14 protein-coding genes and 1 pseudogene are annotated in these 25,170 nt (G+C 69.9%); 12 read left to right on the forward strand and 3 right to left on the reverse strand.

The genetic code is table 11. The features are described 5' to 3' along the window. Positions 1–58: 58 nt before the first annotated feature. The 3 genes and pseudogenes from BLW84_RS23730 to BLW84_RS49265 all read right to left on the reverse strand — a co-directional run. Positions 59–2,290, reverse strand: a complete 2,232-nt coding sequence (locus BLW84_RS23730; protein WP_093268940.1) for an urease subunit alpha — start codon at positions 2,288–2,290, stop codon at positions 59–61. 43 nt (positions 2,291–2,333) lie between these two features. Next, a complete protein-coding gene (locus BLW84_RS49260) occupies positions 2,334–2,801 on the reverse strand; it encodes an urease subunit beta (protein WP_245761336.1) in 468 nt (155 codons plus the stop codon). After that, positions 2,778–3,074 (reverse strand): annotated as a pseudogene (locus tag BLW84_RS49265) (urease subunit gamma); the annotation flags it as partial. The gene BLW84_RS49260 and the pseudogene BLW84_RS49265, both read right to left, overlap by 24 nt. Before the next feature lie 424 nt (positions 3,075–3,498). Between BLW84_RS49265 and BLW84_RS23740 the strand changes: the two are divergent. The 12 genes from BLW84_RS23740 (at position 3,499) to BLW84_RS23810 (ending at position 25,063) form a co-directional block, all read left to right on the forward strand. Continuing rightward, positions 3,499–4,245: a FadR/GntR family transcriptional regulator gene (locus BLW84_RS23740; RefSeq protein WP_093268946.1), complete on the forward strand. Its 747-nt coding sequence runs from the start codon at positions 3,499–3,501 to the stop codon at positions 4,243–4,245. A 575-nt stretch (positions 4,246–4,820) separates the two neighbouring features. Next, positions 4,821–5,174 (forward strand): hypothetical protein, encoded by a 354-nt coding sequence (locus BLW84_RS23750; protein ID WP_093268952.1) that lies wholly within the window; start codon positions 4,821–4,823, stop codon positions 5,172–5,174. Between the two features lie 336 nt (positions 5,175–5,510). Beyond that, on the forward strand, positions 5,511–6,749 hold the full coding sequence (locus BLW84_RS23755) for a PLL family lectin (protein WP_143061069.1): 1,239 nt from the start codon (positions 5,511–5,513) through the stop codon (positions 6,747–6,749). A 749-nt stretch (positions 6,750–7,498) separates the two neighbouring features. Continuing rightward, entirely contained in the window at positions 7,499–7,822 is a 324-nt protein-coding gene (locus BLW84_RS23760) for a WXG100 family type VII secretion target (RefSeq protein ID WP_093268957.1), read from the forward strand. Between the two features lie 33 nt (positions 7,823–7,855). Continuing rightward, complete coding sequence (locus BLW84_RS23765; RefSeq protein WP_093268960.1) at positions 7,856–8,152, forward strand: WXG100 family type VII secretion target; 297 nt, start codon at positions 7,856–7,858, stop codon at positions 8,150–8,152. Positions 8,153–8,255: 103 nt separating this feature from the next. Continuing rightward, positions 8,256–9,050, forward strand: a complete 795-nt coding sequence (locus tag BLW84_RS23770; protein WP_093268962.1) for a hypothetical protein — start codon at positions 8,256–8,258, stop codon at positions 9,048–9,050. Positions 9,051–9,135: 85 nt separating this feature from the next. Then, on the forward strand, positions 9,136–12,120 hold the full coding sequence (locus BLW84_RS46440; RefSeq protein ID WP_143061070.1) for a WXG100 family type VII secretion target: 2,985 nt from the start codon (positions 9,136–9,138) through the stop codon (positions 12,118–12,120). 40 nt (positions 12,121–12,160) lie between these two features. Further along, positions 12,161–16,156 carry a type VII secretion protein EccCa gene (gene eccCa / locus BLW84_RS23790; RefSeq protein WP_093268970.1) on the forward strand — a complete coding sequence of 1,332 codons (3,996 nt, stop codon included), beginning with the start codon at positions 12,161–12,163 and terminating at the stop codon, positions 16,154–16,156. Positions 16,157–16,242: 86 nt separating this feature from the next. Then, positions 16,243–17,634, forward strand: a complete 1,392-nt coding sequence (gene eccD, locus BLW84_RS23795; protein WP_093268973.1) for a type VII secretion integral membrane protein EccD — start codon at positions 16,243–16,245, stop codon at positions 17,632–17,634. 10 nt (positions 17,635–17,644) lie between these two features. Next, positions 17,645–18,997 (forward strand): type VII secretion protein EccB, encoded by a 1,353-nt coding sequence (gene eccB / locus BLW84_RS23800; RefSeq protein WP_093268975.1) that lies wholly within the window; start codon positions 17,645–17,647, stop codon positions 18,995–18,997. Between the two features lie 5 nt (positions 18,998–19,002). Beyond that, positions 19,003–21,696, forward strand: a complete 2,694-nt coding sequence (locus BLW84_RS23805) for a hypothetical protein (RefSeq protein WP_093269033.1) — start codon at positions 19,003–19,005, stop codon at positions 21,694–21,696. 64 nt (positions 21,697–21,760) lie between these two features. Next, a complete protein-coding gene (locus BLW84_RS23810) occupies positions 21,761–25,063 on the forward strand; it encodes a right-handed parallel beta-helix repeat-containing protein (RefSeq protein WP_093268978.1) in 3,303 nt (1,100 codons plus the stop codon). The last annotated feature ends 107 nt before the right edge of the window (positions 25,064–25,170 follow it).

The following is a 25,170-nucleotide window of genomic DNA, read 5'->3' on the forward strand; positions in this document are numbered from 1 at the left end:
GGTCGGATGCTGCGCCGTGCCCGGCCGCGGTGACGTCGGCGGCCGGGCACGAGCCGGATCAGAAGAGGAAGTACCGCTGCGCCATGGGCAGATCTTCGACGTACGCGCGCGGAATCTTCACACCGTCCAGCGAGGCGGTGGAGTCCCCTGTGGTCGCACCGCCGATGGTGACCTGGAAGCTGTTGTGATCGACTTCGAGGCCCTCGGGCATCGCGGCGTTCAGCTTCATGTGCGTCTTCCGGATCTTCCGGGTGGTCTCGATCGGCATGAACTTCTTGCCGAGGCCGAGACCATCGTTCTTCTTCTGGATGGCCAGAGCATTCTGAACGAACGAAACGAAATCAGCAGCCAGGGTGTTCGGGGTGCTCGCAATGCCCAGGGCGTTCAAAATGCTTTGACCGACCGTGGATGCTTGTGCACTCCCGACTATTTGGCTGACCAGGTTGGTCCTGCCGCTCTGGCCGGCCACGTCCACTTCGCCGTTCAGCTTCTTCGCCACGGTGCCGTTGGCCACGAAGTTGTACGAGTTGCTTCCCGGGGAGCGGCCTGTGGAGCCCCAGACCGCCCGCGGCAGGTAGGGCTGCGGCGTCGTGATCGACGCGTTGGCGTCGCCGACCTGCGCGTAGGCGATCTGGCCACCCTTGATGACCATGTGGGGCTTGATGCCGAAGAATTTCGGCTCCCACAGCACGAGGTCGGCCAGCTTCTCCTGGTACTCCTGCGTCGACTCCTGCCCCTGGTCCTTCCCCTGCTCCTCTTTCTTCCTCACCTCAACAGAGCCGACGTATTGGTCAATACCGTGGGTGATCGCCGGGTTGATGGTGTACTTGGCGATGTAGCGGCGCGCCCGGTGGTTGTCATTCGGCGCCAATACATCTTTGTTGTACGAGTGTTGAAAGGCCTCGTCCTTGTGGAGCTTGCTTTTGTCCGCGTACTTTTCGCGCGCGCGGATCTGCGCGGTCAGGAGGTCCTCGTCGAGGTGGCCGTAGCGAACCTTCATGACGTGGGCGGTCTGCCAGGTTCGCATGATCATCTCTCCGATGCGGCCCATCGCCTGGGCGTCGGAGGACATCATCGAGATGGCGCCCATGTCGTGGAGGAGGTCCTCCGCGGCCATGGTGGACGGCCGGATGCGGGAGTCGGCGAAGGCCAGGTCCACGTCGATGTCCGGGTTGAGGTGGTGAGCGACCATCACCATGTCGATGTGCTCCGCGACGGTGTTCACCGTCAACGGGCGGGTCGGGTTGGTCGAAGCGGGAAGGATGTTCGGCTTCTTGACCAATTCGATCATATCCGGTGCGTGGCCACCGCCGGCACCCTCGACGTGGAAGATGTGGATGGACTCGTCTCCGATGGCCCCAGCTGTGTTTTCGAGAAAGCCGGACTCGTTCAACGAGTCCGCGTGCAAGGCCAGTTGAACGTCATTGTCCTTGCAGTAAGCCAGTGCGGTTTTGATCACCGCAGGTGTTGCGCCCCAGTCCTCGTGAATCTTGAAGCCGCAGACCCCGGCCTGCACCTGCTCCTCGAGCGCCTTCGGTTCCCTCGTGCTGCCCTTGCCGAGCAGGCCGATGTTGACCGGGTACTCGTCCAGCCCTTCGAATGTCCGGGTGATGTGCCACGCGCCCGGCGTCACCGTGGTGGCCGTGCTCCCCTCGGCGGGGCCGGTACCGCCGCCGATGAGCGTGGTCACGCCTGAAGCGAGGGCCTCGTGGATCTCTTCAGGGCAGATGAAGTGGACATGCGTGTCCACCCCGCCCGCGGTGAGGATCCGCCCGTTGCCGGAGATCACCTCGGTGCTCGGGCCGACCACGAAGCTCGTCGGCTCCGGAATCTCCTTCTTCCGCGGGGAGTTGTTGTCGACGCCGTCCGGCATCTCAAAAGCCGTAGTGTCGATCTTCTTCATCGTCTCGGGGTTGTATGCCTTGCCGACGGCCACGATCTTGCCGCCGAAGAGGCCGACGTCGGCCTTGACCACGCCCCACCAATCGAGGATCAACGCACCCGTGATCACCGTGTCAACGGGCTTCCTCTCGGGGTCGTACTCGTTGCTCGCCCCTGCTTGGGTCTTGTCGTCGTGCCTCAGCCACTTCGACATCCCCATCGACTCGCGGATCACCTTGCCGCCGCCGAAGATCATCTCGTTGCCGCTGTACTTCGGCCCACCGCTCCAGTCGGCCTCGATCTCGATGGTGAGCTCGGTGTCGGCGAGGCGGACGCGATCCTTGGTGGTCGGCCCGTACAAGGCGGTGTAATCCGCCCGCTTCAGCTTGTTCTTCGTAGAATTGCTCATTGGGCAGTCCCCTTGCGTGATGGCTGGACCTGGTTCTGACCGATCACTGCTTCGCCTCGATCTTCAGCAGTTCGACGCAGTGTTCGTCGCCCGGTTCGAAGCGCACGGACTTGCCCGCAGGGATGTTGAGCCGATGGTCCGCGTAAGTGTTCAGCCGCTCGGCGGGCGAAATTTTCGCCCAGGTACTGCCGTCGGACGCGCGCTTGCTCTCGACCATGAGGAACGCGTTGACCTCGGACAGGTTGTAGTGAGAGCCAACCTGGATGGGGCGGTCCGCTTCGTTCCGGACCTTGACCGCAACGAACTCCGTGTTCTTGTTGTACTCGATCGGCAGGTGCCAGGCATCCTCATCCGTGCACTTGTCGCAGTGCTGGGACGAGTTCTGGTCGTGCTCGCAGTCGACCGGGCAGTCCGGCTTGTGTGGCGGCTTGGGATGCTCGACCTTGCCCGGGTGGATCTCGATGTCTTCCTTTTTCGCCGCTTCCGGGATGGGGCTGTGGATGGTGACCAGCTTGGTGCCGTCCGGGAAGGTGGCCTCCACCTGGACGTCCTTGATCATCTCCGGGACGCCGGCCATCACGTCGACGCGGGTGAGCAACTGTCGGCCCGAATCCATGATGTCGCTGACCGACTTGCCGTCACGCGCCGACTCGAAGACGTAAGCGGTCAGCAGCGCCATCGTCTCGGGATAGTTGAGGCGCAGTCCCCGGTCGCGACGCTTCTGCGCCACATCGGCCGCAACGTGGATCAGCAAGCGCTCCTGCTCGTGTGGAGTCAAATGCACAATGAGCCGCTTTCTTTCGTCGGAACGGTGCGCGGCCAGGCATGCCGGAGAACGTGCTCCGGAAAACTCAGCGGGGACATGGCGAACCTGCCATCCAGCCTTGATCGCCGGGGCACGGTAGCCACTCCACGATCAGCGAGCTCATCATCGACACGCCGCCCGGCCCATCAATGACCCGTTCCGGTGATCGACCAGCAATGCGCTACGGAGAGCCGGAAGCCGCCTTCCGGTCGTCGCGGTCCCAGGCGTTCACAGGCGTGCTCGGCCATCTCGACCTCAAGTTCGGTCTCCGGCACGGTCTTGGCCGGCTGCTGCAGCGGTCAACGGATTGCAGCCCCGGGTTCCTCGGTCTCGATCGAGGCCTGCTACCAGCGGTTACACATCGCCGATTGACTTCGTATGATGATCGGACGATATTTCTCGCATGGCTCCATCGCAACCCTCCAATGCAGCCGGATGGTCAGGCGCGGCGCCGGAGAGGCCGCCGCGGCTGCCCGACGTGGTGGCCGAACGCCTGCAGCGCGACCTGTTGGAGCAGAGGTTGCGCCCAGGGGACCGGCTGCCCACCGAGCCCCAGCTCGTCGAGCGTTACGGGGTGAGCCGGACGGTGATCCGGGAGGCCGGGCGCATCCTCGAGCAGCGCGGGCTGGTCGACATCCGGCCCGGCCGCGGGATGACGGTGTCCACACCGGACGGTTCGGCGATCGCCCAGCACTACTCGCTGATGCTGGGGATGAACGCGATGACGTTCCAGCAGTTGATGGAGATCCGGCTGATCATCGAGGTCGAGGTGGCCGCCCTGGCCGCGGCGCGCCGCACGGAGGAGGACCTGGGCGACCTGCGCGCGTCGTTGGAGCGCGCGGAACGGCACGCGGACGATTACCAGGTGTGCCTGGAAGAGGACATGCGGTTCCACGAGATCGTCACGCGGGCCGGCGGGAACCCGTTCTTCTCGTGGTTCATGGACCCGGTGAACACGTGCCTGCGCGAGTCCTACAAGGATTCCGGCGCCTACCTGGCGAGCCTGCCGCAGACCTTCGCCGAGCACCGGGCGATCCTCGATGCGATCGCGGCAGGCGATGCAGACACGGCGCGGCGCCGCGCGCGGGAGCATCTGAACCGGGTCGTTTCGCAGCAGGACGACCTGGTTCCGGCGCGCGAACCGCGGTGACGGTCAGCTGCTTCGAAGGCGACGGTGCGGGTGACACCGGCTGCGGCGAATGGCGCGTCGTTGTGTCCTCGGATGCCGGAGCCGAGGGGCATGTCGACCATGTCCTCCTCCGCCAGTCGGGGCCCGTGCGGGACGATGGCGACGAGGTCGTCGTGGGCGAGCACGCGCCCGGCCAATCCGCGAGGGGAGTTCGTCCGGCGCAGGGCGTCGTCGGAGCACGGGTTTCGCCATTCCCTCAGTTCACGGCCCGTAGGAGCAGTATGCGGCTTGGCGCATTGCAGACGCTCTGGAGCTGAACGAGGTGACGATGCTCCGGACTTGGATGAGGGCGCGCCGCCGCGCCGGAACGGCCGGCTGGTCACATTGGACTCCGTGCCCGTTCGGCTTGGTGTCACCGGCGGAATCCTGGTCGTCCCAACGTGATACACGAACCACGTCCCCGCGAGGTTCACTCTCCCAGCGTGATCGGGCAGCGCATTTACCCGGATGTCATCGATGCGACGCATCTAGCGGCGAATCGGTCCCGTGCTTGCTTGACTTGTTCCGCAAGCGAAAACCGTTGAAAGGAACACTTGATGCAGCAGGCCACCAAGCGTTGGACGGGTCGTGGAGTCGCCCTCGCGGTCGCGGCGGGCGCCGCCCTCACCATGGGCACGATCGGCACCGCGCAGGCCGCCACCCCGGGTGTCTTCAAGCTGTGCTCCAAGGGGTCCTACGACTCCTACGCGACGTTCCCGGAGCGCGGCGGTTTCGCCACCTTCGTCGTCCGCAGTGGCACCTGCCAGGACTTCAACTACGGCGGTAACGGCCCCGAGCGGGTGGACATCGTCAACGCCGACAGCGACGGCGTCATCGGGTCGGTCACCTACGACGGCCGGGCCGGGCTGAACATCGCCACCGTCGACGGGCCGAGCTTCTACCCCTTCTGACGGGGCCGGCCGAAGGTCGAACTGCGCCGTTGCCGCGAACCGCGGCAGCGGCGCAGTCGTGTTCCGGCACCGATTCCGGATCCGCCGCCCCGGGCCGCGGATCCCCGAAAACATGTACGTCTGTACACCAAGTCGGCGTGCGGGGGTGCATGATGCCTCAAGTTCGTTCCCGATAGTGTTGGATTCAGCGAAGACCTCTTGACAGGGATGGGGTGCCAGGTGCGTTTGTTCTCGGCCGGCGGCCGATCGGATCACCCGTCCGGCAACCGCGGCTCGTCGAAACCTGGCGGATTCGGTGCGAATCCGGGGTTCTCCCAGGTCTACGACCAGCCGACCATGCCCATCAAGAGGGTGGACCAACGCAAGGACCAGAAGCTGCTGTTGCTGGCCGGTCTCGGCGGGCTGGTGCTGATCGCGGCCCCGGTCGTGGTGTTCAGCCAGGCCTTGGGCGAGCAGCGCCCGCCCTGGATCAACTCGGGCGACCCCGCAGGCATCCAGCTCCCTTTCGAGACGGGGACGTACGCGGCGCGGCCGACGCAGGTCTCGCCGCTGCCCGCGACATCGGCCCGCCTGGACAAGTTGGGGCGGCTGGTGGTGGTGGCGAAGGGGCAGAACCACGAGGTGCTGAGCAGCACCCAGTCCGCCCCGTCCTCGGGATCGGCCACCACCGGGTGGGTCAACTTGGGCGGAAGCGCCGCGGGGGACCCGGTCATCGCGACGAACGCGGATGGCGAGCTGGTGGCCTTCGTCATCGGTACCAACGGTGCCCTGCTGGAGAACTACCAGGTGACGCCGAGTACCGGCGGGGTGGCGAACTGGCGCGAGCTCGGCGGCGCGAACCTCGTGGGAACGCCAGCCGTGGCGCAGGACGCCGCGGGCAAGCTGGTCGTGGTGGCCCGGGCCGCCGACGGGTCGCTGTGGACGGCCCAGCAGACCCAGCCCGGGGACAGCACCTGGACCGAGTGGCGGAGCCTTCCGGTTCTGGCGGCACACGATCCCGCGCTCTTCCGGGATTCCAAAGGGAAGTTGCGCATCTTCGCGGCCGGACCGGACGGTCAGCTGCGGACGATCGCGCAGGCCGGGCTCGCCGTCGACGAGTGGAACGCCCCGCGGGGCCTGGGTGGCGCCACGGCCGGGCCTCCCGCGGTGGCCATGGACGACCAGGGCAGCCTGCGGGTCTTCTCGCTCACCGTGGACGGCTCGCTGCTCGACAACGTCGAGTTGAGCGCTGCGTCGGACACCTGGCGAGGCTGGCAGAGCCGGGGCGGCCAGCTGATGGGGCGACCGTTGGTCGTCGCAGATCCCAAGGGCTGCGTGGTCGTGCACGTGTTGACCGTCAACGGCACCGTGCAGGAGATCTTCCAGCTGCCGGATCGCAAGGCGTGGAGCGAGTGGCACGACCACGCCGGCAGCATCGCCAAGCTGGTGTCCTCGGCCCAGGATTCGCAGGGCAGGTTGGTCGTTTACGGGATCAGCAAGCGGGGCGGCATGGAGCAGACCTACCAGGCGATCCCCGCCAGCGGCCCGTGGGTGGGCTGGGAGAGCGACCTCGGCGGGGTCTTCCCCACGAAATGACGCGCCCCGCCGCGGGTACAACCCGCGAGCCTAATCAGCCTCATTTTGCGTGGCGGTGCGGGGGGCGGAACCTCAGAGGCTCCCTGGACTGTGGGTGCCCTGACTTGTGTATGTCCAATACACGGCGTCAGGGCCGTCCTCGCCCAGGAGTGCCCCAGGGCACGGGCACCGTGAACCCGCGGCGGTGCCGGTTGCGAGAGTGGGCTATGCGCCTGCGGTGCATGCGAACCTCACATCGACGAACGGCTCTGCGACCCGCGGCTGCGGGCCGACCAGGATGAAAGACGCTCAATCGGAACTGCACGCCGCGCGGCCCTGGTGAATCCGGCTCCGCGGAAATGTTGTGCGATACCGGAATGTCCTATTCGTAATTCTTCGCGCCGGCGTGTGTGTTCATCCGAAGACATGCGGTACCTGGCGATGATTTCGCGCGAAATCGGCACCCTGCGCGTCGTGCGGCAACGTCCCGCACGGGCTCGCGTCCGGGGCTGATACGACCCCGCAGAAGCGCGGGCTGCTCGTCGGATTGCCTTCGGAGGCCACGGGTTTTGCCCGTTCGCGGACTCGAGGTGATCTGGAAAACCCCGGCGTGCCGGAACGGGCAAGGCTGACTCCCTTTCGGGTAGGGGCGCACCGGATCGGCTGGGCGCGCGGCGAACCTGGCGGAAGACTTGCCAGGTGCCCGCGCCCGCGAGTCGGCCGGTCCGGCTTGTGCCCGCGGGTCCAGCAGAGACCGGAGGAGTTCTGAAATGGCAAACTTTCCGCAGGTGCAGACCTCGCAGCCGGGAATGCAGCAGGCTGCGCAGATCTTCAGCGACCGGGCCAGCGAGTTCACCCAGGAATTGGGGCGCGTCAACTCGATGATGGCGAGCCTGCAGGGCAGCTGGACCGGTACCGCGTCCAACAACTTCAACGCCGCCATGGACAACTGGGAGCGCTCATTCCAGGCGATCATCAACAAGCTGATCAACATGATGGACGTGATGGGCGTCAACACGAAGGACTACGTGGCGTCCGAGGACGACGCGGCCAACACCGCCCAGTCCTTCGCCACCGCCCTGCCCGGCGTCTGACGCACATTCCTCCCGAATCGTAAGGAGAAGAAGTTGTCCGACTACAGGTTCGACTTCAACGTCGCGGACATGACCCTCGACGAGATGAACGCGGTCAACGGCCGCGTCAAAAGCGCGCTGGCAGACATGGAAGCCCAGGTCGAGCGGACCCTCGCGGACTGGACCGGTGTCGCGCAGGAAGCCTACTGGGCGGCCAAAGCGGAATGGAACCAGCAGGCCGCGCAGATGCCGGTCTACCTGGAGTCGGGGCGCCAGACCCTGCTCTCCATCTCGGACAACTACGGCACCACCGAGCAGCGGGCCAAGCAGATCTGGGACAACAGCCGCTGACCTGCCGCGATCCGCGGTTCGGCCGCTGGGGAGGTTTCGCACTTCTCCGGCGGCCGTTCGTGGCTGAGATCCGCGGCAGGTCCTGAAGAAGGGGAGGTTCGCAATGGCCGAAGAACTGAAAGGTCTCGACTACTTCCTGGCGAGCGACGCCTGGAAGGGCACCAAGGTCGCCGACTGGTCGATGATCGACGCCTTCGTCGATCACGGCTGGCTCACGGATCAGGACCGGAAGTACCTGCACGCGTACGGGAGCATGGTCGCGCTCAGCCCGGACTCGTCGGGTGGGTTCTCGGAGACCGACGCGGCGTGGAAGAAGTACCTCGAAGTCAAAGACGAACACGAGGACGACCCGCAGTTCAACGACGACACCAAGGCGGAGGACATCCCGCCGCCGGACTGGGACGACGGCCCGCAGGACGGGAAGGACTACCACAAGGACACTCCGTTCGACGTTCCGGGAGACGAGAAGACCCCGGTCGGCGACGTGCCCAAGGTGCCGGGCGACGACGGCGAGAAGAAGGGCGGCAAGGGGGTTATCAGCGTCAACACCAAGGCCCTCGCGGTGTTCGCCGACAACGTGGAATCCCTGCGCGTCATGATCTCCAACGCGAAGAAGAAGACCGACCAGGTGAACGTCCTGCCCGGCGGGTTCAACCTCGCGTTCAAGCTGCGGGACAAGATCATGGGCACCGGTGACAAGGATCCCGGCCTGAAGACCAACGTGCGCAACTACATGGACGGGCTGGACATCGCGCTGGCGAACGTCCGGGACGAGGTTCGGAAGCTGATCGTCGACTACGACAGCACCGAAGAGCTGAACAAGCTCACCACCGACAAGCTCAACAAGGTGATGCGGGACTCGTTCAGCTTCATCGACTCGAGCTCGCGCTCGAAGTAGCGGGTTCGGTGCCGGTGGTGCCCGCCGGTGGCGCGCGGGCGATGAATGCTGATCTTGGTCTGGTCTTCTAGGGAGTTGAGGGTCGATGTCTGAGTCGGACAGTGAGGGCCGGCTGAAGTACGGCGATTACGACGAGAACGTCTTCCGCAAAGACGAGATCGACGAGCACGCGGTGTTCATCAACCACCAGGCGCCCTACAAAGACGGCCAGGACGCGGATTACAACAACTGGGACTGGAAGCAGATCAAGGCCGCGTTGTGGGGCGGTGCCGCCCTGTCGACCGACGCCTTGTGGGAACAGGCCTACCACGAGGTCGACCCCAACACGCTGTACTCGGCGGGCAACGCCTTCCTGCACATCCACGAGACCATGCATGCCGTTTCCAAGAACCTGGAACAGCAGGTGAACGCGGTCGCCGGCGAGCACGGCTCCTGGAAGGGCCAGGCCGCAGGGGTGTTCCTGGCCAAGATCCAGACCCTGGCCAACAACATTAAGGACAACGCCGACCGGCTGGGCGGCGCGGACACGGTGCACCCGGTCCCGTCGAAGCTCTACGACAACGGTCGCTGGCTGGCCTGGGCCCGAGACGCGGTGAACCAGATCGACAGCTACTACGCCCAGGTTGCGAGATGGCGCGGCGTGGCGGATGTGATGGACAACGGGCTGGTCAAGGTCAGTGACGACCAAGAAGTCGTCAAGGCCATGAACATCGAGATGCGCAAGCCCATCAAGAAGCTCGCGGAGAACTACGGCATCACCGTCGACGACGTCCGGACCACGACCCCGGTGTCGCCAGGGCCTGGCGGTGACAAGGGACCGCCGCCCGACAAGAAGGGCCCGCCCCCGCCACCTCCGCCGCCGAAGGCCCCACCGCCGCCTCCGCCGCCGAAGGCCCCACCGCCGCCGCCACCGCCGAAGAGTCCGCCACCGCCTCCGCAGAGCCCGCCTCCGCCGAAGAGTCCGCCGCCGCCTCCGCAGAGCCCGCCTCCGCCGAAGGGTTCGCCGCCTCCGGTCGGTCCGCCGCCGGGTTCTCCGCCGCCTCCGGGCTCCAAGCCGCCGCCGGGTTCTCCGCCGCCGGTGGGTCCGCCACCTCCGGTGGGCCCGCCGCCCGGCCAGAACCCGCCGAAGAACAACCAGAAGGGCGGACAGTTCAACGAAATTCCGCCACCGGACTCGGCGCCGCCGCCTCCGGGGTCGAAGCCGCCGCCGGGTTCTCCGCCGCCGGTGGGTCCGCCACCTCCGGTGGGCCCGCCGCCGGGCTCGGCGCCGCCTCCTGGTTCGCAACCACCTCCCGGCTCGAAGCCGCCGCCGGTGGGTCCGCCGCCGCCGGTGAGCCCGCCGCCCGGCCAGAACCCGCCGAAGGACAACCAGAACGGGGGCCCTGGCTCGAAGCCGCCGCCAGTGGGTCCGCCGCCGCCGGTGAGCCCGCCGCCGGGTTCGACGCCGCCGCCGCCGGTGGGGGCACCGCCTCCGGGTTCGGCGCCGCCGCCGGTGGGGTCACCGCCGCCCGGTTCGACGCCGCCGCCGGCATCGAACCCGCAGGAGTGGTCGCCGCCTCCCGGTGGCCAGGTTCCGCCGGGCGGGCAGCAGGATCGCGGCGGGATGCCGATGATGCCGCCGATGATGCCTCCGGGTGCCGGTGGTGGTCAGGGTTCGGGTGCGGAGCGCCCGGACGCCTCGGGTCTGCTGGACGGCGGCGAAAAGCCCTGGGGCGAGAACCAGCCGGGACCCGGGCTGCCGGAGGCGCCGCAGGGCGCCAATCCCGGCGGCGTCGGACTGGACGTTCCGCCGGGTGGCCAGCAGGGTCCTGGTGGGATGCCGATGATGCCGCCGATGATGCCTCCGGGTGCCGGTGGTCAGGGTTCCAACGCGGAGCGCCCGGATTCCTCGGGCCTGTTGGACGCCGGTGAGAAGCCGTGGGAGAGCGCCGGTCCGAACTTGGGCGAGCCAGAGGCGCCGCCCGAAGGCGTTCCGCCGGTGGCGGGTCCGCAGGACTGGTCGCCGGGTCAGGGCTTGCCGCAGAACGGGCAGCAGCAGGTCCCTGGCGGGATGCCGATGGTTCCGCCGATGGTGCCTCCGGGTGCCGGTGGTCAGGGTTCCAACGCGGAGCGCCCGGATTCCTCGGGCCTGTTGGACGCCGGTGAGAAGCCTTGGGAGAGCACCGGCCCGAACGCTGGTGAACCGGAAGCGCCGGGTGGCGCCGCTCCGGGCGGCCCGGGCCTCGGCGTGCCATCGACCAATGTGGAGACCCCGGGACTCCTGCTCGACGCGGGAATGCCGCTCGAAGGCGTTCCGAGGGCGGCGGGTCCGCAGGAATGGACGCCGGGCGAAAGCACGCCGCCGGGTGAGCAGCAGGTTCCTGTCGGGATGCCGATGGTTCCGCCGGTGGTGCCTCCGGGTGCCGGTGGTCAGGGCTCCAGCGCGGAGCGCCCGGACGCCTCGGGCTTGCTGGACGCCGGCGAAAAACCGTGGGAGAGCACCGGATCCGACGGCGGCGAATCCGAGGCGCCGAAGGAGACACCTGCCGATCCGGCCGAGTCGGTCGGACAGCCCGGCGAGGACGCGGCCGGTCCCGGGAACCCCGCGGAAACTCCGGAGGACCACGTGCCGGTCGTCCGGCGCGACTCGGCGGAGCAGGACACCAGCGCGTGGGACGTGCCCAGCGACGGCCTGCCGTGGCTGGTTCCGTTCCCGGTGGCCGCGCGCCCCGAGGAATCGGAACGCGACCGGCCCGCACCGGACCACGCGCTGCGGGACAGCAGGCCGTGGACCGGCGCGCCGTCGGCCGACAACGGCTACGCCACCTGGCGAAGCGCGAAGTGGGCCGAGGGAAACGGGAAACCGGTCGAGGACGAGCAACCGCTGATGTGCGGCGGCCCGACGCTGACCGAGGAGGAAGTCGCCGCCATGCAGGCCGAGAAGCAGGCCCAGGCCGAAGCGGAGGCCGCGGCGGCGGAAGCCGAGGAGGAGGACGAGAAGAAGGAGCGGTCCAGCGCAGACCTGCTCGTGAGGGATAACTCTGCCTGGGGCGCAGGACCGGCCACGCCGCCCTCCGGAGTGATCGGATAGGGGAGATTCCGCACTCGCCGACCGCAAATGAGGCACACCCATGAGCACCATCACGGTGAAGCGGCCGCCACGGGTCGCCGGGCCGGAGATGCCCGAAGGCGAGGTCGAGCTGCAGGAGCCGCCGGTGATGGCGGAGCCTGCAGCGCTCGACTTCCGCTCGGCGGCAATGTTCCTGCCGATGGGCATCGGCTCGGCGGCGATGGTCATGATGTTCGCGTCGTCCAGCCGGTCGCCTGCGATGTACATGATGGGCGGCATCATGGGCGTGGGCATGGTGATCATGGGCCTGAGCCAGATCGGGCGCGCCGGTGCGGAGCGCAAGCGCAAGATGGCTTCCGAGCGCCGCGACTTCCTGCGCTACATCGCGCAACTGCGCGAGAAGGCGCGGGAAGCCGCGGACCAGCAGCGGCGGGCGGTCGCGTGGAACCATCCCGAGCCGTCCTGGCTCTGGTCGGTGGCGAGCGGGTCGAGGCTGTGGGAGCGCCGGGCGAACGACACCGACTTTGGCCGGGCCCGGATCGGGTTGGGCACCCTGGCCGCGGCGGTGGAGTACACGGCGCCGTCGACGAAGCCGATCGAGGACCTCGAACCGCTCGCCGCGGTCTCGCTGCGCCGCTTCCGGGAGGCGTACCGGACGGTGTCGGGCATCCCCATCTCGGTCGGCCTGCGCAGCTTCACCAGCGTGGAGTTCGCCGGTTCCCAGGAATCGGCGGTGGCCCTGGCCCGCGCCATCCTCGGCCAGCTGGTCACCTTCCACTCGCCGGACGAGCTCCGGGTGGCCGTGCTGACCGACGAGACGGGGCAGCCGGAGTGGGACTGGGTCAAGTGGTTGCCGCACAACGCGCACCCGGCGATGCAGGACCCGGCGGGCCCGCTGCGGCTGTTCGCCTGCGACCACGACGAGCTGCTGGACGTGCTCGGCCCCGACATCACCGACCGACCCGACCACGATCCGGGCAGCCGGCCGGGCGTCGTCGAGCCGTTCGTCGTCGTGGTGGCGCACCAGGCGGAAATCCCCGAGTCGTCCCGGTTGCTCGACGGCGGACTGCGCAACGTGGTGCTGCTGGACCTCACCGGCAAGATGCCGGGCGGGCCGAAAGTGCTCCGCCTGACGGCGGAAGGCGACGCGGTGGAGTTCCCGGCCGGGGATGCCACCGGATCCGCGCAGCGCGACGAGCTGAGCCTGGAACAGATCGAGGCGCTGGCCCGGCTGCTCGCGCCGAAGCGGACGAGCGGCTCGGTCGACGTCGTCGACCAGCCGCTGGAGAGCGACTTCGAGCTGACCAGCCTGCTGGGCATCCGCGACCCGCGCACGTTCGACGTGCCCGCGCTGTGGCGGCCCCGCGCCGCGCAGCGGGCCCGGCTGCAGGTGCCCATCGGCGTCACCGAGGACGGCGAGGTCGTCGACCTCGACCTGAAGGAACCCGCGCAGGGCGGGATGGGGCCGCACGGCATGCTGATCGGCGCCACCGGCTCCGGCAAGAGCGAGCTGCTGCGCACCCTCGTGACTGGCCTCGCCGCGACGCACTCGTCCGAGATCCTGAACCTGGTGCTGGTCGACTTCAAGGGCGGCGCGACGTTCCTCGGGATGGACCGCCTGCCGCACACCTCGGCGATGATCACCAACCTCGCCGACGAGCTGCCGCTGGTCGACCGGATGCAGGACGCGCTCAACGGCGAGCTCGTGCGGCGGCAGGAACTGCTGCGGGCGAGCGGCTTCTCCTCCTCGTTCGAGTACGAGAAGGCCCGTGGCAGCGGCGCGCAGCTGGTGCCGTTCCCGGACCTGCTGATCGTCGTCGACGAGTTCTCCGAGCTGCTGGCCAACAAGTCCGAGTTCATGGACCTGTTCGTGTCCATCGGGCGGCTCGGCCGAAGCCTCGGGGTGCACCTGCTGCTCGCGTCGCAGCGCCTCGAGGAAGGCCGGATCCACCGCGTCGAAGGTCACCTGTCGTACCGGATCGCGCTGCGCACCTTCTCCTCGATGGAGTCGCGGGCGGTCATCGGCGCGGCGAAGGCGTACGAGCTGCCGTCCGATCCGGGCAACGGCTACCTGAAGATCGACACCACTACTCTGGTCCGCTTCAAGGGCGCCTACGTCTCCGGGCCGTGCCCGCCGAGCGACGGCCCGGTCGCCGCCCCGGAGAACCGGGCGTTCTCCGAGGTCGTCTCGTTCCGCACGCAGCCGTACCCGAGCCTGCACGCGCTCCGGCCCGTCGACGAGGAACCGGAGTCCGCCGAGGAGCCGGCGGAGCAGCCCGCCGTGGAGTCCAATGAGGACGTTCCCTCGCTGGTCGACGTCATCATCGGGCGCTTGGCGGGCAGCGGCCCGCCGGCCCGCCAGGTCTGGTTGCCGCCGCTGTCCGAGGCGCCGAGCCTGGACACGCTGCTGCCCACCGTGGTGCCGGACCCCGCCCGCGGGATGACCGTCGACGATCCCGGCAGCCGGGGCGTGCTGCGGGTCCCGGTCGGCGTCGTCGACCGGCCCTTCGAGCAGCTGCGGGACCTGCTGGTCGCCGACCTCGGCGGGGCCGACGGGCACGTCGGCGTCGCGGGCGCGCCGCAGAGCGGGAAGTCGACGCTGCTGCGGACCCTCGTGCTGGGGCTGGCGCTGACCAACACGCCGGAAGAGGTCCAGTTCTACTGCCTGGACTTCGGCGGCGGCGGCATCATGTCGGTGTCCGGCCTGCCGCACGTCGGTTCGGTGGCGACCAGGATGGAGCACGACCGGGTGGTGCGGACCATCGCGGAGCTGACCCAGCTGCTGGAACGCCGCGAGGCCCTGTTCGCCGAGCACGGGTTCGAGTCGATCTCGGCGTACCTGCGGGCCCGCGCGCGGGGCGAGATCGACGACCCGTTCGGTCACGTCTTCCTCGTCGTGGACGGCTGGTTCACGGTCAAGCAGGACTTCGCCGACGTGGAGACGAAGATCGGCGAACTGGCCTCCCGCGGGCTCTCGTTCGGCATCCACGTGGTGCTCAGCGCGACCCGCTGGTCGGAGATCCGTCCGTGGCTGCGGGACCTGCTGGGCACCAAGTTCGAGCTCCGCCTCGGCGACTCGATGGAATCCGAGATCGGTTCCCGCAAGGCGGCCACCGTGCCGAACCAGGCGGGGCGCGGGATGACGGCGAAGGGATTCCACTTCATCTCGGCGCTGCCGCGCCTGGACGGCACCTCCGGGGCCGACGACCTGGCCGACGCGACCAAGGGCGTCGCGGAGGAGATGCGGGCGTTCTGGCCCGGCCGCGGCGCGCCGCCGGTGCGGATGCTGCCGACCCACCTGCCCGCGGCGGAACTCCCGTCGCCGGAACGGGAATTCCGGATGTGCCTCGGCTACGACGAGCAGCGCCTGGAACCGGTGTGGCACGACTTCTTCGTCCACCCGCACCTGATGGTCTTCGGCGACAGCGCGACCGGCAAGACCAACCTGCTGCGCCTGGCGCTGCGTTCGATCCGGCAGCGATACGGCCCGGACGAGGCCAAGATCGTGCTGGGCGACGTTCGCCGGGACCTCGACCAGGAGGTGCCCGCCGAGTACGGCGTCGGCTTCGGCTTCAGCTCCGACACGCTCTTCCAGCTCGCCGAGCAGGCGCTCGGGTCGATGACCAAGCGGGTGCCCGGCCAGGACATCTCCTCGGAGCGGCTGCGCAAGCGCGACTGGTGGGAAGGCCCGGAGCTGTTCCTCGTCGTGGACGACTACGAACTGCTCGGCCGGGGCGGCGTCAGCTCGGCGCTGGAACCGCTGCTGCCGATGATCCCGCAGGGTGTCCACATCGGACTCCACCTGATCATCGCCCGGAGCACCTCGGGCGCGGTGCGCTCGATGATGGACCCGGTGCTGCGCAGGCTCTGGGAGCTCGGCACGCCCGGCGTGCTGCTGTCCTACCCCAAGGAGGAGGGGAAGTTCCTCGGCGAGGCCGCGCCGCGCAAGCTGCCGCCGGGGCGCGCTCAACTGGTCACCCGCCGGGGCGTCGGCCTCATCCAGACCGGTCTCGTGACCGCTGACTCCACCACCACCGCCTCACCGGCCGGCTTGTAGGTGCCCCTCGCGGGGTTCCCCGCCGCGCGCGACGACCGCCGCGCGAGCCGAGTCGACGAAAGCTTTCATCCCAGGAGGAATGGCTCATGACCAGAGCTGCCGAGCTCTGCAGGATCACGGTGTTCGGGCCTGACGGCAAGGCCGATCTCGCCGTGCCCGTCTCGACCACCGTGGCCGATCTCCTGCCGGTGCTGCTCAGCCACACCCGGAAGCAGCCGCAGGGCGGCGAACAGGGTTCCTGGGTGTTGCAGCGCATCGGCGGGGCACCGCTGGACCAGTCGGGCACCCCGGAGACGCTGGACTGGCTGGAAGGCGAGCAGCTGCACCTGCGGCCGACCGACGATCCGCTGCCCGAGCTCGACTTCGACGACCTGGCCGACGGCATCGCGACCTCCGTCGGGCAGCGCAAGGACCGCTGGAAGCACGAATACGGCCGCGTCCTGTTCACCACCCTGTCGGCCGCGGTGGCCGCGGTGATCGGGTTGGTCCTGCTCGGTCCGGGGCCGACGGAGCTTCACGCCGGCTTCGCGCTCGGGCTGGGCGTGGTCTTCGTGGCCGCCGCCGCACCGGTCGCGAAGAAGCTGGACGATCTCGGGCTGATCAGGCTGACCGGGCTGGTGGGCTGCGCGTTCGCGGGACTCGCCGGGCTGATCGCGGCGGACGGAGTGCCGGACGCAGCGGCACTGACGCCCTCGGGAATCGTGGCCGGCGCGGCGGGAGCGGCCGTCGGCGCAGCCATCCTGCTGGTGCTGCGGCGGTTCGTCGCCGACGGGATCCCGTACGCGCCGTTCATCACGATGCTGCTGGTGGCGGCGGCGGTGATCGGCGGCGTCTGGCTGGGTGCGGGATTCGGCCTGGCAGTCGGCCAGGTCGCCGGGGTGCTGGCCACCGTGTTGTTCGGCGTGGTCGTCTTCGTGCCGAAGCTGACCATCCGGGCCGCTTACCTGCGCGGGCCGCAGCTGCCGCGCAACGCCGACGACCTCCAGCAGGACATCGACCCCGCGCCCGCCGACGACGTGTTCGCCAGGACGGCGGCGGCGGACCGGTACATCAGCGTGGCGATGGTCGTCGCCGCCACCGTCTTCGTCGGGGCGTTCCCGTTCATCCTGGCGGAGCCGGGCTGGATCTCGTGGGCCATGGTGAGCCTGCTGGCCTGCGCGGTGCTGCTGCGCTCCCGCAACTTCCTCGGTGCCTGGCAACGGGTTTCGCTGGCCGCGGCGGGTACGTTCGGCCTGGGCCTGGTGGCCCTCCACTTCGCGCAGGAGTTCTCTCCCGGATGGCGCACCGTCCTGCTGATCGGGCTGCTCCTGGTGCTGTTCGCCTTGGTCAAGGCCACCCTGCGGCCCGAGACGCGGCGGATGCTGCCGATCTGGGGACACCTGGCGAACATCTTCGACACCTGCACCGCGCTCGCGGTGGTTCCGTTGCTGCTCCAGCTGCTCGGCGTGTACGCCTGGGCGCGCGGACTGGCCGGGTGAGGGGCGGACCATGCAGACCCAGCGAGACCACGTGCACGCCTACCAGTTCCTGATGGGCCGGATGAGTTCCGCCCTGGTGCTCGGCGATCCGGCCAGCGCCGAGGTGCCCGCCCGGCGGGCCGCGGTCGGCATCTACATCGGACTGGTGCTGGCGTTGCTGATCGCCGTCGGCTTCGGCATCTTCGGCTGGCTCGTCCCCGGCGGCAACAACTCCTGGCAGGCGCAGGGCGCGATCGTCGTCGAGAAGGAGACCGGCACCCGCTACGTCAACGTGGGCGGCGTGCTGCACCCGACGCTGAACTACGCCTCGGCGAAGCTGCTGCAGGGACCGAACGCCAGCGCCAAGGTGACGTTGCTTTCCCAGGCATCCCTGGCGGACGCGCCGCGCGGCGCGCCGCTGGGCATCCCGAACGCGCCGCAGATCTTGCCGTCAGCGCAGGATCTGGTCGGTGCGCACTGGCTGACCTGCCTGCCAGGCTCGGCCGGCGATGCCGCGCCCGGCTCGGCGGAGCTGAGCCTGAACTTCGATCCCGGCGCTCCCGCCGCGCCGCTGCCGCCGGACCGGTACGTGCTCGTGCAGTCGCCGGAGGGCACGCAGTACGTGCTCTGGGGCGGCGCGAAGCACCGGGTGGCCGAGCCGACCGTGCCCATCGCGTTGGGCATGGCGGCCGCGCGGCCCGTACCGGCGCCGCAGCCGTGGCTCGATGCGCTGCCAGATGGTCCGGTGCTCGCGTCGGCCGAGATCGCTGGCAGCGGCACCACGGGGCCATCCATCGGCGGCAAGGCGTACCCGGTGGGCCAGCTCTTCGAGCAGCGCTCCGCGAACGGCGACGTGCAGACGTTCGTGCTCCGCCGCGAGGGCCTCGCACCGATCAGCCGGACCGAGTTCATGCTGCTGGAAGTCGCTCCCGGCACGCCGGAACCGGCCCGGATCGAGGCGGCGGCCGTCGCCTCGGCGCCGCGCTCGGCCGACCGGTCGCTCCTCGGGAGGCTCCCCGACCTCAGCGGAGCGCGGTGGCAGGACCACGGCCCGGCCGCGCTCTGCCTCCGGCAGGTTCCCGCCGGGCCGCGGATCGCCAGCGAGGTGGTCTTCACGGAGCCGGGCGCCGCCGCGGGCGGTGTCCACTTGCGACCGGGAACCGGCGTGGTGGTGGCGGCGATGCCGATCCCGCCCGGCCGGCGCGTTCCCGACCGCTACCTCATCACCGGCGACAGCAAGTACCTGCTGCCGGACGACGACTCGATGCGGGCGCTGGGTTACGCCGGGGTGCCGGTGCAGCCCCTCTCGAACGATCTGCTCGCCACCGTGCCGAGCGGCCCGGCGTTGAGCCAGGCCGCGGTCGGCGCGACCAGGAAGGGATGAAAGTGATGGCCACACGGTCCTCGTTGTCCCCGCTGAACAGGCGTCGCCGGGGCGCACCGGAGCTCGCGCTCGCCAGGCACACCGTCGGCAACGTGCTCGTCGTGTGCCCGGAGAAGAAGATGACCCCGGAGGCGCAGGCGCTGGCCATGTCCGTGGCCGCCGACGACGAGCACGAGATGGTCGTCGTCGACCTGCCCGTCGGCGTCCCGATCACGGCCTGGGATTCCGTCGCCGAGCTGCTGCCGCGGCGGCGTCGCGGGGTCCGGCTGATCCTCGGCGGCCGGTCCCGGGAGGCCACGGCCCTGACCGGCCAGTGGCTGTCGGAGCGCATCGGGCGCACCGTGGTGGCCCCGGACGGGGCGATCTTCCCTGGCGTGGGCGGGACGTTGTTCGTCCACTCCGGCAGGGGCAGCGGCTGGATCCGGTTCCGGCCGGGCCGGCCGCCAGAGTGGGAGGCGAAGCGCTTTCCCCGTCCTTCCTGGGATTCCGGCGCCACCGACCCCGTGCCCACCAGTTCCGTCGGCATGGCCGACCCGATCCCGGGCGGGGTGTGGATCCACGCCGCGGCCCGCGACGCCGGGTCGGGCGAGCATTGGTCGCGGCTGGTGAGCAGCATGCCCTGCCAACCGGACGTGCTCACCGTCGTGCTCGGTTGCCCGGGCACGCCGCCGCTCTCGCTCGACGACGTGAGCCGGTTCTGGCGGCAGCTCGACGACCAGGTCCGGGAGAAGGTCCGCTTCGTGCAGTACGGCCCCGTCCGGCTGCCGTCGGGCGGCACGCTCGGGCAGGCGCTCGCGGACCTGCTCGGAACCCGGGTCGTCTGCTACACGGGAATGCCGGTCGGCTCGACGACGACCCCGGACATCTACACGGTGTGCGCGGACGGCGGGCTCGGCTGGCACGCCTTCGCCCGCGAGGTCGGGTACCTGCCGAGGACGGACCCCGCGTTCCGGGAGACTCCCGTGCTGCTGTCGCACCGCATCCCGGTCGGCGGGGTGGAACAGGTCGCGCCGGCGGTCTACTGGTACACACCCGACGCGGTGCTGGAGGTCGTGCAGTCCGGCCTGTGGGTGCGCCCGCCGGAGGGCGCGCAGAACGCGGCGGCGGTGCGCGCCGAGCCGCCGCGCGCCGACGTCAACGTCCTGGCCTTCGACGCCACCGACGAGAAGCGCGCCGAGCGCATGCGGCTGCTCGCCCAGGACGTGCTGGCCCGGCTGGATCCCGCCACCCGGGTGCGGTGCCGGCTCGTGCCGGCCTCGGAAGTGGGCCGGGCGGAGATCCGCATCGCCGGTCCCGCGCAGGGCGAGCTGGTCGCCGAGGCGCAGCCGTCCGGGCCGTCGGTGGGCAACTCGTCGGTGATCGACACCGTGCAGCTGCCCGTGGTGAAGGCCGAGGTGCGCGCCGACACCGGTGGGCCCGCGGTCGTCGCGAGCCCGGTCGTCGAAACCCCGGTCGACACCGGGATTTCCCTCGACACCCGGGCGCCGGCCGACGTCGTCGTCGAGACCGGTGCCGAGGCCCCGCCTGAACCCGCGCCCACCATCGCAGCGGCCGCGTCCGAACCCGCACCCGCCATCGCAGCGGCCCCGTCCGAACCCGCACCCGTCATCGCAGCGGCCGCGATCGAACCCGCACCCATCGCCGCAGCGGTCACGACCGAGCCGCGGCCCGAGCCCGGCCCCGTCTCGGCGATGTCGATCCGCCTCGAGAGCTCTCCGATTCCCACCGTCGGCGAACCGCCTGCACCGCGACCGGCCGGCACCGCACCGTCGGCTCCGGAACCGCCCGCACCGAGTGCCACCCCGGCGCCGGAACCGGCCCCCGAACCGGCCCCCGAGCCGGTCAAGGCCGAAGACAGCCGCCCGGAAGAGCCGGAGGAATCCGCCGAGCCGCGACTCCAGCCCACCCCGCAGCCCGCGGCTTCGGCGCTGGTGGCCGATCACGGCCTCACCGAGGAGCGCGCCTGGCTGCGCCGGACCCTGAGCCGCGATTTCGACACCCTGTCCCACTCGATCTCCCGGATCCTCTCGGAACACCCCGGTTTCCAGGGCTCCGACGGCCGGTCGTCCGCCGACGTGCTGACCGATACCGTCGCCGTGCGGCTGTACCTCTCGGAGCGCGGCGACGCGATCGACCAGGCCCTGCGGACCGGCGCGAACGGGCCGCACGTGCCCTTCTCCCGCTGCGTGGTCTCCGGGCTGACCCGGCTGCCGTCGCATCGCGGCGCGACCACGTTCACGGCGTCGCCGACCCCGCAGCAGTGGGAGCTCTACCAGCAGCGGCGGTTGGTGACCGACTGGAGCTTCATCCACGCGCTGACCGAGCCCAGCCCGGACCAGCAGGGCGAGCTCGACGTGCTGGTGTGGTCGATGACGGCCCGCCGCACCAAGCTGCTCGAACCGGGCGGCGTCGACGAGGTCGACAACCGCGTTGTCTTCGTGCCCGGCACCAGCTTCAAGATCCTGGAAATGGCGGAGCCGGGAGCGGACGGCACGCGGGGCCGGATCCTCCTCCGCGAACTGGCGGAGTCCGAAGTGGACGAATCCGGGCGGGTGGACGCGCGCGGATCGCTGGACGAGCTGGCGATCACGTCCCTGCGGCGCTGCGTCGAACGCTGGTCGGCGGCCCAGCCCCGAGGCGTGGTGGGGGAGTCCGCCACCCGCCGGTTCGGCTGGATGCCGGGGCTGGTGCAGCGGTGATGGCGGGGGAGAACCGCGATTTCGCGCGGAAGCATCGAGGGCGGCGGAGAGAGGATGACGGGCGATGAACCGTGAACTGCTGGTGGTGGGCGGAGATCGGGCGGGGGCGCACCCCACGATCTCCTCGGCCCTCGCGGCGGCCCCCGACGGGGCGATGATCAGCGTCCGCGCCGGCCGGTACGAGGAGAACCTCGTCGTGAACCGGATGGTCAGCATCGCCGCCGAGGACGGCGACGGCTCGGTGGAGGTGCACGCCGCCGAGGGCAGCGCGCTGGTGGTCGACGCCGGCGGGGTCCAGCTCCGGGGCCTGCGGCTGGCCTGCGATGACGCCACCGTCGCGGCCGTGGACGTGCGGCACGGCGAGGTCGCTCTCGACGGCTGCTGGGTGGCGGGCTCGTCGTGGGCGGCCCTGCTGACCAGGGGCGCGGGATCGCTGGCCATGCGCGGGTGCGAGGTGACCAACACCGGCGGCGCCGGGATCGTGATCACCTCCTCGTCGCCGAGCACCGTGGAGGACACGGTCGTGGCCGACGTGGCCTCGTCGGCCGCCGTCGTCGGCGAGGACGGTTCCCTGACGCTGCGCCGGATCGTGGTCCAGCGACCGGCCGGCAACGGCATCTGCGTGAACGGGCGCGGCCGGTGCGTCATCGGCCAGGGCGTGATCACCGCCGCCGCGAAACCCGCGATCGTCGTGGAACAGGAGGGAAGTCTCGACGTCAGCGACCTGACCGTGCAGGACGGCGAGAACGTCGATCTCTACTTCACCGGCGGCTCCTCGATCACGATCGCCGAGTCCACGTTCTCCGGCGCCGCGGTGCAGGCCGCGCACATCTCGGGCACCGCGCGGCCGGTGCTGCGCGGCTGCACCTTCACCGGCGCCGGCCGCAACGCGGTGCAGGTGACGGGGCAGGCGGCGGCCAGGCTGATCGAATGCGTCCTGGCGGACTCCCCGGTGGGGCTCATCGTGGACGGCGAAGCGTCGCCCAGGGTCGAGAAGACCTCCGTGCGCGGGTCAACCGAGGCGATCGCGCAGCTGTCCACGGCCGCGTCGGTGCACTTCGCCGGTTTCCGGGCCAACGCGACCGAAGGTGCCGGCCTGCTGGTCGAAGGCGGCGTGGTCGAGTTCGACTACGCCTCGATCGAGACCGGCACCGCCACGGCGGTGGAGCTTTCCGGGACGGCGAAGGCGAAGCTCACCGACGTCACGATCAGCACCCGCGCCGAATCGGCCGTCGCGCTCACCGGCAACGGGCGCGCGGAGCTGACCTCCTCGATGCTGCGCGGCGGCGGGCTGGCGGTCGGCTCCGCCGAGGTCGTGATGCGGGACACCGAGATCGTCGACGTGTCGTCGGACGGCGTCCGGGTCGACCGGGGCGGCTCGATCATCGGCACCCGCTGCCGCATTCGCGGGGCGAGCGGGCACGGCATCCGCGTCACCGACGGCGCCCGCGCGGAGCTGGCGGAGTGCGAACTGCTCGACAGCGGCGGGGACGGCGCGCACTTGGAGACCGCCGAACCGGTGCGGTTGAGCCAATGCGTGGTGAAGAACAGCGGCGGCATGGCGGTCCGGCGCCCGGCCGATGATCGCCAGGTCGTGGTGGAGAACCTGGTGACCCAGTCCGCGAGCAGCTCGCCGCGGCCGACCGGGAACGAAGGGCCGCAGCCGGAACCCGAGGCGGCCGGACAGGGCGATGCAAGCCTTCGCGAGGCGGGCGGCGCGGTGCTCGACGGCCCGCTCGCCGAGCTCGACTCGCTCATCGGCCTGGAAGGCGTCAAGCAGGAAGTGCGCGGGCTGATCAACCTGATCCGGATGTCACAGGTGCGGCAGGAGATGGGCCTGCCGATGCCGCCGATGAGCCGGCACCTGGTGTTCGCCGGACCGCCCGGCACCGGTAAGACCACGGTCGCGCGGCTCTACGGCGCGGTGCTCGGCGAACTCGGCATCCTCTCCAGCGGCCACATGATCGAGGCCGCCCGCGCGGACCTCGTCGGGCAGTACATCGGGTCCACCGCCATCAAGACGACCGAGCTGGTGACCAAGGCGATCGGTGGGGTGCTGTTCATCGACGAGGCGTACACCCTGACCGCCAGCACCGGCGGCGTCGGCCCGGACTTCGGCCAGGAGGCCGTGGACGCGCTGATGAAGATGATGGAGGACCACCGCGACGAGCTGGTGGTGATCGTCGCCGGCTACTCCGAGCTGATGGAGAAGTTCCTCCAGTCCAACCCCGGTCTGGCCTCCCGGTTCACCCGGACCATCGAGTTCCCGAACTACAGCGTCGAAGAACTGGTCACGATCACGACCAACCTCTGCCGCAAGCACTACTACGAGCTCACCGACGACGCGGTGGAGGAGCTGACCGGGTACTTCACCCGGGTGCCCAAGGGGGAGACGTTCGGCAACGGCCGTGTGGCCCGCAAGCTCTTCGAGTCGATGATCAGCACCCAGGCATCGCGGCTCGCCCAGAGCCCGCCCGCCAGGGACACCGACTTCAGCCGGCTGACGGCGGCGGACATCGCTCCGCAGAGCGCGATGCTGGAACAACTTCCGGCCGAGGAGACGGCGTCCCCCGACGCCGCCACCGACCCCACCTCGGCGGTGCGGGCCAGCCGGGCGTGGCGGCGGATGTCCGACCTGATCGGGCTCGAAGGTCCGCGCCAGTCGGTCGGTGCGAAGCTCGTTTCGCTGTGCGAGCGCAAGAACCACCGCCGGGCCATCGGGCAGCACGGCAACGCGGTGCTGACCGGGCCGCGGGGCAGTGGCAAGCGGGAACTCGCCCGGCTCTACGCCCAGGGGCTTGCCGAGCTGGGGTTGGTCGGCATCGGCCAGGTGGTGCGCGCGTCGCTCACCGAGAACCTGCGCCCGGGGTGGCCAGGACAGGCGGAAACCTTGGTGCACAGGGCGTTCCAGGACGCGCAGGGCGGACTCCTCGTGGTGGACGTCGACGCGGACGGCGAGCCCCAGCCGGAGGAGGCGGAGGCGCTGCTGGTCGCATTGCGCTATCACGCCGCCGATCCGGTGGTGGTGCTGACCGGCACCCGCCCCGGTGTGGAGCGCCTGTTCGGGAGCGTGCCGCAGCTGCGCGACTCCTTCGGGGAGTGGTGGGAGATCGACGCGTACTCCGCGGCTGACCTGGCCGCCATCGCGGTCCGGCAGCTGCGCGAACGCGGCCACGAGGTGCCCGACGATGTGCGCGCAGCGTTGCGCGCGCACATCGAGGCGTCCGGGGAGACCACGGTGCACGGCGTTCACCAGCTCTCCCGGCACCTGGCAAGGATGGCGGCTTCGCGCACGTTGGCCGCCGCCGACTTGGCGGGCCTGGCGCGGGTCGTGCCCGCGGTCGGTGGGCTGGCCTCGGTCGGCTGAGGTGGTGGTCCGGGCACACCTCGTGCCCGGAGGGCTCCTGGTCGGCCCACGCCGACCAGGAGCGACTTGTCGTGCCGTTGACTTGATTCGGAAAGCTTTCAGGAGGC

The organism is Saccharopolyspora shandongensis (assembly GCF_900106995.1).
In the GTDB taxonomy this organism is placed as follows: domain Bacteria; phylum Actinomycetota; class Actinomycetes; order Mycobacteriales; family Pseudonocardiaceae; genus Saccharopolyspora; species Saccharopolyspora shandongensis.

Coding starts and splice junctions, on each gene's coding strand:
- BLW84_RS23760 (WP_093268957.1), top strand. CDS start 7,499: ATGGCAAACTTTCCGCAGGTGCAGACCTCGCAGCCGGGAATGCAGCAG.
- BLW84_RS23740 (WP_093268946.1), top strand. CDS start 3,499: ATGGCTCCATCGCAACCCTCCAATGCAGCCGGATGGTCAGGCGCGGCG.
- BLW84_RS23805 (WP_093269033.1), top strand. CDS start 19,003: ATGGCCACACGGTCCTCGTTGTCCCCGCTGAACAGGCGTCGCCGGGGC.
- BLW84_RS23750 (WP_093268952.1), top strand. CDS start 4,821: ATGCAGCAGGCCACCAAGCGTTGGACGGGTCGTGGAGTCGCCCTCGCG.
- BLW84_RS23810 (WP_093268978.1), top strand. CDS start 21,761: ATGAACCGTGAACTGCTGGTGGTGGGCGGAGATCGGGCGGGGGCGCAC.
- eccCa (WP_093268970.1), top strand. CDS start 12,161: ATGAGCACCATCACGGTGAAGCGGCCGCCACGGGTCGCCGGGCCGGAG.
- BLW84_RS46440 (WP_143061070.1), top strand. CDS start 9,136: ATGTCTGAGTCGGACAGTGAGGGCCGGCTGAAGTACGGCGATTACGAC.
- eccD (WP_093268973.1), top strand. CDS start 16,243: ATGACCAGAGCTGCCGAGCTCTGCAGGATCACGGTGTTCGGGCCTGAC.
- BLW84_RS23730 (WP_093268940.1), bottom strand. CDS start 2,290: ATGAGCAATTCTACGAAGAACAAGCTGAAGCGGGCGGATTACACCGCC.
- BLW84_RS23770 (WP_093268962.1), top strand. CDS start 8,256: ATGGCCGAAGAACTGAAAGGTCTCGACTACTTCCTGGCGAGCGACGCC.
- BLW84_RS23755 (WP_143061069.1), top strand. CDS start 5,511: ATGCCCATCAAGAGGGTGGACCAACGCAAGGACCAGAAGCTGCTGTTG.
- eccB (WP_093268975.1), top strand. CDS start 17,645: ATGCAGACCCAGCGAGACCACGTGCACGCCTACCAGTTCCTGATGGGC.